This is a genomic window from Citrobacter sp. MNAZ 1397 (assembly GCF_023613995.1).
In the GTDB taxonomy this organism is placed as follows: Bacteria; Pseudomonadota; Gammaproteobacteria; order Enterobacterales; family Enterobacteriaceae; genus Phytobacter; species Phytobacter ursingii.
Genome location: NZ_JAKIVH010000001.1, coordinates 225,166 through 237,982, shown reverse-complemented (window position 1 = coordinate 237,982; position 12,817 = coordinate 225,166). Strand labels below are relative to the sequence as shown.

10 protein-coding genes are annotated in these 12,817 nt (G+C 52.7%); 3 read left to right on the top strand and 7 right to left on the bottom strand.

Annotated elements, in window-relative coordinates; genetic code table 11:
* Positions 1 to 6: 6 nt before the first annotated feature.
* Positions 7 to 705, bottom strand: coding sequence for a cysteine protease LapG (gene lapG / locus L2097_RS01060; RefSeq protein WP_082137011.1), 699 nt, complete (start codon positions 703 to 705; stop codon positions 7 to 9).
* A 38-nt stretch (positions 706 to 743) separates the two neighbouring features.
* Entirely contained in the window at positions 744 to 2,423 is a 1,680-nt protein-coding gene (locus L2097_RS01055; RefSeq protein WP_250351960.1) for a Mur ligase, read from the bottom strand.
* 118 nt (positions 2,424 to 2,541) lie between these two features.
* Between L2097_RS01055 and L2097_RS01050 the strand changes: the two genes are divergently transcribed.
* Both L2097_RS01050 and L2097_RS01045 read left to right on the top strand, forming a co-directional pair.
* Positions 2,542 to 3,432, top strand: a complete 891-nt coding sequence (locus L2097_RS01050) for an alpha/beta hydrolase family protein (RefSeq protein WP_250351959.1) — start codon at positions 2,542 to 2,544, stop codon at positions 3,430 to 3,432.
* Positions 3,433 to 3,446: 14 nt separating this feature from the next.
* Positions 3,447 to 6,791, top strand: coding sequence for a CapA family protein (locus tag L2097_RS01045; RefSeq protein WP_250351958.1), 3,345 nt, complete (start codon positions 3,447 to 3,449; stop codon positions 6,789 to 6,791).
* A gap of 105 nt (positions 6,792 to 6,896) precedes the next feature.
* Here the strand turns inward: L2097_RS01045 and L2097_RS01040 are convergent, their stop codons facing one another.
* From L2097_RS01040 to L2097_RS01025, 4 genes are all read right to left on the bottom strand, one after another.
* Complete coding sequence (locus L2097_RS01040) at positions 6,897 to 7,145, bottom strand: hypothetical protein (RefSeq protein ID WP_250351957.1); 249 nt, start codon at positions 7,143 to 7,145, stop codon at positions 6,897 to 6,899.
* A 273-nt stretch (positions 7,146 to 7,418) separates the two neighbouring features.
* Positions 7,419 to 8,048, bottom strand: coding sequence for an ECs1377 family protein (locus L2097_RS01035; protein ID WP_250351956.1), 630 nt, complete (start codon positions 8,046 to 8,048; stop codon positions 7,419 to 7,421).
* Positions 8,049 to 8,221: 173 nt separating this feature from the next.
* Positions 8,222 to 8,968: an SAM-dependent methyltransferase gene (locus L2097_RS01030; RefSeq protein WP_250351955.1), complete on the bottom strand. Its 747-nt coding sequence runs from the start codon at positions 8,966 to 8,968 to the stop codon at positions 8,222 to 8,224.
* 193 nt (positions 8,969 to 9,161) lie between these two features.
* Entirely contained in the window at positions 9,162 to 10,388 is a 1,227-nt protein-coding gene (locus tag L2097_RS01025) for an EAL and HDOD domain-containing protein (RefSeq protein ID WP_142516233.1), read from the bottom strand.
* An 808-nt stretch (positions 10,389 to 11,196) separates the two neighbouring features.
* Here L2097_RS01025 and ypdK point away from each other — a divergent pair.
* The gene (ypdK, locus tag L2097_RS01020) at positions 11,197 to 11,268 is read left to right on the top strand and encodes a membrane protein YpdK (RefSeq protein WP_099458783.1); all 72 of its coding nucleotides are present in this window, start codon (positions 11,197 to 11,199) and stop codon (positions 11,266 to 11,268) included.
* A 67-nt stretch (positions 11,269 to 11,335) separates the two neighbouring features.
* On the opposite strand, the gene alaC is transcribed toward ypdK, so the two are convergent.
* Positions 11,336 to 12,577: an alanine transaminase gene (gene alaC / locus L2097_RS01015; RefSeq protein ID WP_229221967.1), complete on the bottom strand. Its 1,242-nt coding sequence runs from the start codon at positions 12,575 to 12,577 to the stop codon at positions 11,336 to 11,338.
* Between the last annotated feature and the right edge of the window lie 240 nt (positions 12,578 to 12,817).

Here is a 12,817-nt window from a genome sequence, read left to right as displayed (position 1 = left end):
CACATCCTATTCATTAATTTCAAATCCTTCTGCACGCATTCTGGTGAGAAGATCCTGCCAGCGGGAGAGTCGCTTACTGTCCCCCACGCGTTTAGTGCCACCGGATTGCGGCAGCCACAGCCCTTCCCCATTAAAAGCATAAACCGGGAGCAGATCCGTACGCTGTGTGGCAGGCAAGATGGCGGTTTTCAGGTTATCCAGTACTAACGGGATCGCATCAGGAGTGGAATACCACGTCACCACCATATGCGCCTGGTTCAGCTGAAGTGCTTTAACGTAAGTAATACGCAACTGGTTGGCGGGAACCCCCATTTCACGCAGCGTAAAATATTTCGCCAGCGCAAAATCTTCGCAATCCCCTGCCCCTTTACGTAAAAATTCAATCGGCGTTGCCCAATAATCCTGCTGCTTCCAGACAACGATGTCATCTTTGAAAGCCATTCGGGCGTTAAAAAACCGGTTTACCTGATTTAATTTATCCTGAATGGTGCCCTGCGGTGGATTTTTAAGCAAGGCGGCCCACTCATCAATCCGCTGCCTGGCGGCTGGCGTCGCCGGTCCGTATAACCGTTCAGTTTGCGTTGAGATGGCGCTAAAGTCCCAGCCCGCACCCAGCCCAGGAGAGAAAATAAGCAACACCGCCAGCGCGAAGGATAACCCGCGTCGCAGCGTTGTACGCAACAAAGGGCCGTTGGGGCGCCGCATACGTCAGCCTGTCCGGGTAATATTGCTAACGAGCATAGTCAGTTGCATGGCGCGCTCACTTCCTCGTCAGACAGCGTATGCCAGCGTTTACGGTACGCAACATAGCCGGAAAGGTAATGCTCAACATCATCGATTCGCACCCGGTAGCTATGGTGACGAATAAAAAAGCTGCCGACGATGCGCGGCGGGTTTTTAAAAAACATGGCCAGTTCCGGCCAGAAAAAGCCATTCGCCAGGTAACGGGCCCGGGTTTCCAGCGCCTGGTTGAACACGGTCATATCGAAGTCTGCTAACAGGTGTTGATACGGCGAAACGGCAAGCCGTTCTATCATCCGCGAGGCGGCCATCATCAACTCCAGCAGCGTAGGGTAAGTAGTAATACGTTCCTGCACAAAATCGAGATGGCCGCGCACGTTATCCAGGCCGAACCGGTAATAGCGTTCCTGGGGCCGGTACAGCGTCAGCTCATTAACACAGTAACTGAGCCAGTGGTCATGAGCCTGCCAGTGCTTCTGCTCGATAAAATAATCCATTGCCCGCTCGACCATCTCCAGCCAACGCGGTGTCTTTGTCAAACCATAGAGTCGCATCAGGGCAAAAGCGGCTTCACCGTCGTAATAGATAATGCGGTGCTCCGCCTTAAGCGATAAATCTCCGGCGTTGAGCACGTGCACGAAGCCACCGTTGTGCGCATTCTGCATAAAACCAATACCCGCCGCCAGCCTCGCCATCGCATCCAGATAGCGCTCATCATGGGTCAGTTCGGTATATTTCGCCATCGCCAGGATACAAACCGCATTGCCACCCAGTTTGATCTCATCGCCCGTATCTACCAGGAAGTCGGCTTCGCTACCATCGGGCAAGGCACAGGTACGAATAAACGTGGTACACAGAGAATCCAGCGCCCGCTCAATGGCCGCAAAATGCGCTGGCTGTTGCGTCACTTCCCACCCTTCAAGCAACGCGTAGGTCGAGCTGGCATGACGCAAGGCATTGTAGGTTGGAATGGCGCGATCAAAGCAGGGAAACCAGCCGTAGTGGTAACGTCCGGAAGACGTTACCTGGCGTGCCAGATAATCTGTCGCTGAGTTAATCATCGGCTCCAGCGCGGTCTTCTGCCAATCGGGCAAGTGGCGATAACCGCTGTTACGTCCGTCAGATTCAATGGCAAATAGCCGCTCGCCATCGCAAAACAGCGCGCGGGTAGTGAAACGCCACAGCATCTGGTCAGGCTGTTCAGGCCAGTTCAACACCGCGCCAAAACGACGACGGGAATAATGGGCAAGGTTACTGGCGTTAGGGGTGGCGACCCCATGCTCGCCGTTATAGAGCAGCGCATTGGCGGCGATTTCTTGCTCCAGCATGGCATAACAAAATGCCGGATCCAGGCTCAATCCAAAGCGAAAATAGTTACGTTTGGTCTTAGCCAGACGAGCCTGCAGCGTATCCCAACGTAGCGCATCGACGTTGTCGACCATGTCAACCCGCAGCCAGCAGGCCTTGAGACCGCTCTTTTTACGCCACTGTTGCAGCGCCTGCGTTCCCTGCTGCCAGGCCTTGTCGAACGTCTCACCGCAGCCGCGTACAACATGAGCACGGCTTTGACTGTCGGATACGCTAAAGAAAATGATCCAGGACGGGCACAGAGACGGTTTCGCCGCAACATCCAGCGTCTCCATCACCGGGCGGGTTTGCGCAAGTAAGTGGCTGAGCGACATTTGACTCCTTAATTGCTCCCGGGCATCCCCAGTCCTGAAAATCCTTGTATCATAATAACATTATGAATGCTTGGTTGTGTATTCTGTACATCTATATCTTTGCCGTTGAGGCGGTGCTGTGAGGCCCTTTTACGCCCTTTTTTTGTTACTGCTTGCCAGTGTGGTCGCGCATGCCGACACGCCGCTACTGTGGAACCAGCCCGCTAACCCGCAAACATGTCCGGTTGGCGATGATGCCGTATGGGTGCAATACGCGGGTGGCGCAGCCTGTATTCGCTACTTTAGCGCCGGTACACTGCGCAATGCGCCCCTGGCGCTGGTGATATTTAAAGGCGATCGGGTATCGCTGATTAAGCGCCCGCCACAAGAGATACCCGCCAATACAGCCGACGCGCAACGCCGTCAGGCGCAGGCCATTTTTCGTCGCACCGGGCTACCCACATTGATTATTGCCCGTCCGGGAACCTATGGTTCCAGCGGCAACCATTATCGCCGCCGCCAGGTAGAAGAATTTCGCGCGCTGAATGCCGCCGTTGATGCCATCAAAGCACGATACGCTATTCAGCGTTTTATCCTTAGCGGACACAGCGGTGGCGCAACCGCCGCATCGGCGCTGCTCACATTGGGACGCCGGGATATTGACTGCGCCGTACTGACCTCGGGCGCATGGGGGTTGCTGGAACGGGCCGAGCGTATGCGCAAAGAACGTGGCGAGCCATCGGCGCCGGAACTGGACGGTACCGGGCTCGCTAACCCCTGGGACCCGCTCGACCACATAGCAGAGATAGCAAACGATCCCACACGGTTAATCCTGGTGATCGGCAACCGGCAGGATCGCAACACACCGTTCGATCTACAAACCCGGTTCGCGCAAGCTTTACGTGAATTAGGTCATCGGGTGAAACAGCTTGAGCGCCCCGCCGTTGCGCCGGAGTACCATGATTTACAGGGCAATCCTGAGGTTAACGCGATTGCCCTTTGCCCGCACCACGGGCCCGGCCCTGAATGAGTAAGGAAACAGCCATGCGCCAGAAACCACCTCGCTCACGCAATACAGACAGCAACATGCCGGGCTGGACCGCCGCTGACCTTAAGCAATTGTTGCCCGGCAGCCTCTGGCACAACCGCCCGCATGCCCGTTGGTGTGCGGGTGACATCGCCATTTTGCATGACAACACACAGTATGCGCGCCCTTGTCTGTTTGTTGCTATCGACACCGAGACCTGGCTGCGAGGTTCAGGTAATACCGGCATTTACGCGGGCTGGAAGGATACCCACACCCTGCTGCCAGAGCAGGCTTCCCGCTACTGCGGGGCGATAGTCCAGCGCAAACTGCCAGGCTTACCGCCTGACTTTCCGCAACTGGTGGTGGAGGACAGTTATCAGGCGCTTCACTTACTGGCCGAAGAAGCACGGCGGCGATTTAACGGTAAACTGGTGGCGATCACGGGGACAGTCGGCAAAACGTCGACCAAAGAGATGCTGGAGACGATCCTGACCGGCAACCTGTCAGTGATCACCAGTCGCGGCAACCACAATACCCGTACCGGCGCATCCGTCACCCTGGCACGCGCGGCATCAAATCCACAGGCCGTGGTAATGGAAGTGGCTATCTCCGCGCTCTGGATGCGTAACGGAGGCATCGGGCATCGCATTAAGCCGCACATCGTTATCATTACCGAAATCGGCATGACGCAGGTGGGCAAGAACGTGACCACCCTCAATGACGTGGCACGTTATAAGGCGCGCATCAGCCATGGTCTCATCCCCGGCGGTTATGCCATTTTGCACCGCGATATGGCCGAGTATGCGACGGTGGCGGCACGCGTTGAGCGCGACGGCGCGCGGATTATTAGTTACGGGTTCAACCCGGATGCGGATGTGCGTATCACCGCGATAACACCAGAGGATAACGGAAGCCGGGTCACGATCGCTTTTCATCAGCAAATCGTTAGCTACCGACTGTCCGTGCCCGGTAACGGCGGCGCGCTCAATTCAGTAGCTTCGCTGATTGCCGCCGATCTGCTGGGCATTAGCCTGTCGCAGATTGTCGCAGGCCTTGAGGAGTATCGCGGCGATGGCCAGCATCTGTCTGTCACCCCGCTGGCGCTGCCCGGCGGCGGTACAGCCACGCTGATTGATGACAGTTATAACGCCGAATATCTTTCGATGCTCAATGCCTTTGCGGTGGCGGCACAACGAGCCCGTACTCACGGCGGACGCATCATCGCCCTGCTGGGACGCATTGTGAACCTCGGCGATCAGAGCCAGGCCATTCATCGTTCTCTGGCGAAACCTTTGCTGGAAGCTGGCTGTCAGCACGCTTTTCTGCACGGCGAAGAGATGGCGGCCTTACATGAGGTGCTGCCGGAAGCGACGCGGGGAGGTCATTTTCTCACCGCACAGGCGCTGGTTGACGCCGCTGTTCCCCTGCTGCGCTCCGGCGATATTGTGCTGGTAAAAGGCAGCGTGCGAAATTCTGATTTCAGGCAGGTTGTCAGACTACTGAAAACCCGGCTTGCCGCCCCACCCGCGCTGCATAAAGGGCACATCGCACGTCTGCTTATCAATCTCTCCACCGGTGAGCAGCGCGTCACTGAACGGGCCGATAGCCCCTTCACGTCGCACTATCTCAGCCAGTTATTGCTGGCCTGTTATATCGCCGATCGCCTGTTAAATAAAAAAACCACGCTGCAGACTGCCATCAACGTGCGGGAGATAGCGGCAGAGATCCTGAAAGGTAACCCGGCGCTGGCGCTAAAACGGGGGGACAAACTGACCGTGAAGTCACTGCTGCAGGGAATGTTGCTGCATAACGCCTGCGATGCGGCTATTAACCTGGCAGAACATCTGGCAGGCAGCAGTGCGAAGGCGCTGGGCCTGTTGCGGGAACTGAGCGCCGTTATCGGCATGCCTCACACACATATCAATACTGTCTCCGGCCGCGCACGCCCAGGTCAGCACAGCGCACTGTCGGATATCGCCAGACTTATGCGCCACTTCTACGTGCGTTATCCGCACTTGTTGCCCTGGTTTTGCGAGCATGAAGCCGTCATCGGTGAGCGCATCTATCGCAAAACCGGCAATCTGCACGGTGACGGTAGCGCATGGGGGCAATTCAGTGCCGGAAACTGGGGGTTCGCGCTGCAATGGTTCGCAGGCGATCTCTGGCTGGCTTGCGCGGCGGGGGCACGCGATGCCTTCCATCTTGATTATCTGCTGGATGAACTGCTGGCGCAGGCAGACACAGCATACCGGCCAGGCCTCAGTGCTCCCGCCGTTCGGCAGATTGCCTCACCCACCGCGACGCTGACATTTCTGGGGGATACTTATTTCGGCGAGTGGTACACCGAGCGGCGTAAGGCCCGCGGCATTGATGACGCGCTCCAGCGCCACGGCTATGACTATAGTTTTGCGGCTATCGCCCCCCTTCTTCGCAATAGCGACGTCACGCTCGCCAACGTTGAAGCGGCGCTGACTACCGATCTCAGTGCCAGTCTTGCTGGGCGCAAACCGTTCTGCCTGACAGGCGATCCGGCTGCTTCTGTCGCCGCCCTGCGCAAACAGGGTATCGACGCGGTGGCGCTGGGCAACAATCACGCGATGGATGCCGGATTGCCCGGCTTGCACAGTACGCTCAAGGCTTTTCGCGAGGCCGGTATCGCCTGTGTGGGCGCCGGAATAAACGCGAGGCAGGCGCAAGCGCCGCTGGTCGTCACGGTGGGCAAACGAACGTATAAAATTTTCAGCGCCTACTGGTATCGACGCTATATGGAAGAAGAGTGCGCCTTCTATGCCCGCCCTCGTCGCGCGGGCGTCGCCTGTATCAGTGGCGGCCTGATGGAACAACTGCGTCAGGAGAAAGCGAGCGCTAACCCCGCCACGCTCATTGTTCTTGCCCACTGGGGTCTGGATTATCGCTGGACCACTGCCGGACAACGCATACTGGCTAAGCAACTGAGTGATGCCGGTGCCGATCTGATTATTGGCTCCGGCCCCCATATGGCAGGCGAAGCCGCGCAGGTGGATCAAAGTCTGGTGATTTACAGCATCGGAAATGGAGTATTTAACAGCAACGGCGAATATCAGGAACGCGATATGCCGGCTTACGGTTTTATCGTCCGTCTGTTCGTGGGCGGCAGGCAGCCGCACATTCAGTTGCTGCCGATATTTACTGACAATAAAAAGACCTTCTGGCAGCCACGCCCGGTGAATAAGACGGAGTTTTCAGCACTGCTTACGCACCTGATACAACAGGGAATGCCTGTTATTCGGGAAGGTGAAACGGGTACGGGCTGGCGTGCACTGACCAGCAATAATGAATGCATGCTGACCATGCCGCTGAGCGAATGTTTTGGCGAGAGTTAACCGTTTTGGCATAAAAAAAGCATCTTACACAGTGGATACCCCACTTTTCAGATGCAGTGTCGTTATGGTCTGATACTTATCGTCTGTTTAACGGACGATAAGTCCCTAAAGCATTAATTGTGCTGTGATTTCATCGCACTTTGTTTGTAAAAGCACTCTGTATTTCGGGATGTCTTCAGTCTGGCACTGCAGAACAATGCAATATCCCTCAATCCAGACTTTAATATCCTGACTTACAAAGTGGCTTTGAAATATACGCGCCCATTCGTCACTCGGTACACCTTCCAGTTCGAAATATTTAAGCGCGCCGTTCCCACGTAAACTGCGATGCTCATCCAATCCAATTATTTTCATTCGGTTCATCCTTAAGCAAAACAGTAGAGATAGTAATGCCTGAAAGATGAACAAATTAAGGAGATCATAAAAAGAATATGAAAATCAAACTTAACGAAAACTTTTGTATATTACGCCTGATAATTTCGGTTAATAACGCGTAAATTCTTAAACACAAATAAACAGGAAACAGATATCGCTGGCGCGCCATACAAAAGCGCAAACGCAGTGCTACGTTTGCTGAAAAATTTAACGTGGTTTTTAAATCGGTCCAGCGAACACCGGAGCGCCTATTTACTCTGGGCTGCGATACACCGGGATTCGCCGGGTAGTCCCGGTAAGGTTATCAAAGATATCCACTTCCGCAGTGGCGATCGCCATGCCAGTTTTTCGCAGTCTTTGCACATCGGCAGCAATACGCTGGATGCCAAACCAGAAAAGCCCGTCAAGCGCCGTGACCGGCAGCCCTCTTTCCAGCGCCAGTTTTAACCGTTCGCGCGGGGCTTTTACCTCTTTGGCGATTTGCTGATAAGGCGTAGCCGCTGACCCTGAGGCATCTACCCGCCGGATGCGGGTTGAAAGACGATACTGGAATGCATCCGGTATGTCGCTTAAATCGTTTTTCAGGCTGTAGACGCAGCCAAAGCGTTTACCATTAAAAATGACGTTTTTCTGACCGATTTGCAGCTCATCGCGCAGGCTGGCAATTAACTGCGGCGCGCGAATTAACAGTAAACGGAAAGGAAGCTCGAAGCTGGTTACGTAGTCCACGTTGAGTAGCGCGATGCGCAGTCGCTCTTCGGCATTAGCCTTTGTCTGGCGGCACTCGTCAAGCGTATCAGCCCACTGACGAGCGATGCGGGGAGATTCATTCAGTTCGGTGAAGCTATATTTTTCGATCTCATAATCAATCCGATCCACCACTGCGCCTCCCTCATACCTGCGGATAAGTGTAAGTCTGCCGGGCGGTTATTTTAGCAACGAAGCGGCGTGGTCGAAAGCACTCTCGCGTTCAGACATCTCATCCCGCAGATAAGCAGCAAAACGGGGTATCCGCGCAGATACCCCGCTCAGGCACGGGCGTTACGACGAGACTGTCAACGCGGCATTAACGCAAAGACACCCCAGCCGAGGAATTCACGCGTCCAGGTAACATGGCGTTCTGGCGCTGCCGTGAGCGTCGCACGAACCTCTGGCGCGAAATCATCATCCGGGTTGGCCTCAAGCCAGCGGCGCATCGTCAGCCACTTCGCCGCCTCATACCGGTCCCATCCTTCCTGGTCTGCCAGTACCATCTCGACGACGTCGTAGCCCTGTTCATTAAATGAGGCGACAAGCTGAGGTAACGTATGAAAGTCTGCTATCGCGTTGGCGAAACAAGCCTGAGCTACCTCTTCCGTCGGCGGTAGCTGCCGCCAGTAGGGTTCACCAATCAGGATAATCCCTCCGGGACGAAGGCTTTTTTGCAACAGCGCAATAGCCCCGGCTACGCCGCCGCCGATCCAGGTGGCGCCAACACAGGCTGCAACATCACATTTTTCATCCGCAACAAAACCTGCCGCATCGCCATGAATAAATGTCACGTTTTCGCTCACGCCAAGCGCTTCGCTACGCTGTTTGGCCTGTTCGCTGAAAAGCTGGCTCATATCAACGCCGACACCCGTGATCGCATAATCGCGTGCCCAGGTACAGAGCATTTCACCCGAACCGCTGCCAAGGTCGAGGATGCGCATGCCCGGTTTCAGGCGCAGTACCGCACCGAGTGTCGCAAGTTTTTCTGGCGTGAAGGGGTTATGAATGCGGTGTTCACTTTCGGTAATGGTGAAAATACGGGGGATATCCAATGCAGAAATTCCTTTTACTGTTGATGTAATAACCCATAACCATACTGGTTGTGGCGATTAAAAATATATCACCCTAACCTAAACGTTATCTCAACAGTACGAAATATCGCCTGTCTGTTTCGTGATTACGCCCGCATTCATACGCCAAATGTGTAATCTGCTGTATGACAAACGTCCCTCTTTGGATGACATATCATGAGATGGTTTCATCAGCCCAGGCGAGAGCATCCCCCATCGCATCAACAGTAGCCCAGCCTGGAATATTCAGTTTTATGGCCTGTTGCTGCACCGCTTCCCATTCACCACGCTCATAATTTTGCGCAAGGCAAAGGACGTCATAAAGCGTACCCTGTTTATGTATCAGCGCATTGCGAACGGATGAAGGGAGCGCGATTTGCTCGAAAATCTCCTCAAGCGGGATCTCCAGCATGGTATCGAGTAATGAAAACAATCCGCATAAGAACGCCCCCTGCGCACAACCCGTGGAAAGGGTACGCTCGACAATAATTTCGCAGAATTTTGCCCGGGACAGCGAGAGATGATAAAGCTCATTGGTATCTTTATTAGAGAGATTGGCCAGACAAACCAGCGAAACAAAGCGAGTTAACTCACTTCTGCCCAAATAGATGGCAATTTTCTTAAGCGTTAAGTTATCGACACCGTTTATGCCACTAACGCGATGTACGATATTTCTGGCATATTTTAAGATCTTGTAAGTCAAAGACAAATCCTGTTCCAGGATACGCCCGATTTTATCAAAATCTAACTCCGGCGCGTTTACTTCGTTCATCAACTGAAAGAGATGTGCGGCTTTATGTGGCAGGCGTTTGCTCTGAATAATTTCCGGCTTACTGTAAAAATACCCCTGGAACAAATGGAAGCCCTGGTCTTTATATTGTTGAAACTGATCATAAGTTTCAACTTTTTCTGCCAGCAGGTTTTTTTTCCCTAACTGCAATGCATGGCGTTTCAGAAACCCATTGATTTCATCAAACGTATTTGCCTTAACGTCAAATTTCAGGATGGTGATATAGGGCAAAAAACGATCCCATGAATCGTCCATCGCAAAATCATCTAACGCCAGTGTATAGCCCGAGGCGAAGAGATAGCGCACGGCCTCGAACAACGCATCATCAGGAACAGCGTCTTCAAGTATTTCAATGACGACGCGCTCGCGGGGTAAGGTGTCTGCCATACCCTGAACAAGCATTTGATAGGGGAAGTTAATAAAAGAAATATTTTCCCCAACAAACCGAAAGGTTGGGATGCCCAAAAACTGGTCGGAGATCATTTGGCTGGTTGCATAATCAGCCGGCACGTTTGGAAAATAATTATTCATGCCAGAACGAAACAGGAGTTCATAGGCTACGGTATGCAAGTCACGGTCGAATATCGGCTGTCTGGCAACAAAAGAGTCCATAGCTTTCCCCTAAGTATCTATTAGATTAAGTGAACAAGAAATTAAATTTGACTTAAATCTGATTGTTCATTTATTTAATTGAATCAATTGAAAGATACTTTTTCTCGCGCAGCCAAATTCAAGCTAAGTAAATCATCCCCACTTTCAGTTTCAGATAATACAATTAGCCTGCAAATCAAATTCAACAAAAATCATGAAGTTTCATTTTAATAGCAAATTATTATCACCTCATTCACTACCTGTTAAACATATAAATAATGTTATACGTAGTTTTATGGCAAAAATGAGAGACATCGCAATTTTTCAACTTATGATAAAGCCAGTGTAAAAATAGAGGTTCACGTTTTTTATTCAGTAAACATCGCTCTTTCTGCTTCGCACGCTGCACGCCTTACGAGAAAAAAATTTCCGTTCATATTGTCGTGTTGGCTCGCTTTTCAACCCGCTCCCTAACAGTAAGTGTGCTAACGATCACAAAAATAACCTTGTAATTCAACGGTGAAATTACAGGTTACAAGACTGTGACAATGCGTCGCTCAACGGGCATTCATTCCGGAAAGAAATTAATCTGTCGCCAAAGCCCGACACTCTGTAAGTTGCGGAAAGTATTTAAAAAAATGCCTCTTGTAAGGCGTAAAATTTAGGCGTACATTAGCCCCGTCTGGTGCGATATGCACCAAGAATTCTGAGATGGAGCTGTGGCCGAAAGGGAGAAAATTCCCATTTTCAGTTTGGCGTAGTTTCACCTCTCTATACTCAGTCCTGATCTGGTCATGAATGCATACTTATGTATGCGGAGCGATGAAGCGTGAAATATTTCTTTATGGGCATTTCGGTGATGGTCATTGTTTGGGCCGGTACATTTGCCCTGATGATCTGAGCGACGTTAGTAGAACGAAAAGAAGAACAGGAGCCATTTGGCTCCTGTTTTCATTTGTGCGGTACTCTTACTGTTCTGTGTCTTCCGCCGTGGATTTTGTCGTGGCGGGAAGCACGCCGTCGGCACGGAACATCGCTTTGATGCCCCTTACCGCCTGACGAATACGATCGCGGTTTTCAATCAGCGCAAAACGCACATGCGTATCGCCATAATCACCAAAACCGATTCCGGGTGATACGCAAACTTTTGCATCTTGCAGCAGCTTTTTAGCGAACTCCAGCGACCCCATGGCGGCGTAAGGTGCCGGGATTTTCGCCCAGACGTACATTGATGCCTTCGGCATCTCTACCATCCATCCGGCTTCATGCAGGCCTTTTACCAGCACATCACGGCGACGCTTATACTGCGCGGCAATATCGTGCACGCACTGCTGATCCCCTTCGAGCGCGGCGATCGCGGCCACCTGCAGCGGCGTAAAGGTACCGTAATCGTGGTAGCTTTTAATACGAGCAAGAGCATTGACCAGCGTTTTATTGCCGACCATAAAGCCGATACGCCACCCGGCCATATTGTAGCTTTTGGAGAGCGTAAAGAACTCGACTGCCACGTCGCGAGCACCGGGGACCTGCATGATCGATGGCGCTTTCCAGCCGTCATAGACGATATCTGCGTAGGCCAGATCGTGTACCACCAGTACATCGTAGCGTTTTGCCAGGGCGACCACTTTTTCGAAGAACTCCAGCTCCACGCACTGGGCGGTGGGGTTAGAGGGGAAGCCCAGAATCATCATCTTCGGTTTCGGGTAGCTTTCGCGAATCGCACGCTCCAGCTCATTAAAGAAATCGACCCCTTCCACCAGCGGCACAGAACGCACCTGGGCGCCGGCAATGACCGCACCATAAATATGGATAGGGTAGCTCGGGTTGGGCACCAGAACCGTATCGCCATGATCCAGCGTTGCCAGCATCAGATGCGCCAGCCCCTCTTTCGAACCGATGGTGACAATTGCTTCGCTTTCCGGGTCGATATCGACCTGATAGCGCTCCTGATACCAGCGCGAAATGGCGCGGCGCAGACGCGGAATTCCGCGTGAAGTGGAATAACCGTGCGTATCCGGGCGCTGGGCAACCGTACAGAGTTTTTCAACGATGTGGGCGGGCGTCGCGCCATCAGGGTTACCCATGCTGAAATCGATAATATCTTCACCGCGCCGACGCGCAGCCATTTTCAGTTCAGCAGTGATATTGAAAACATAAGGGGGGAGACGATCGATACGCGTAAAACGGCGTTCAGGACTGAATTCAGCCATAACTTCCTCAGATTAACGTTAGCGCCCGGACCGTCCGAGCGACGCCGCCACGATTGTGGCGTTTGCTGAACATAGCCTGAAAAAAAACCTGCTGTCGAGAGGAAACGTAAAAAAAATTTATGACTACAAAAGAGGAAGTCAAAAAAGTGCGCAAAATAAAATTTTGGCAAAGAAAGAAAATACACACCCTTAAATTTAACAAATTGATATCAATGAAGTTACGTTGTGATAAGACATTTT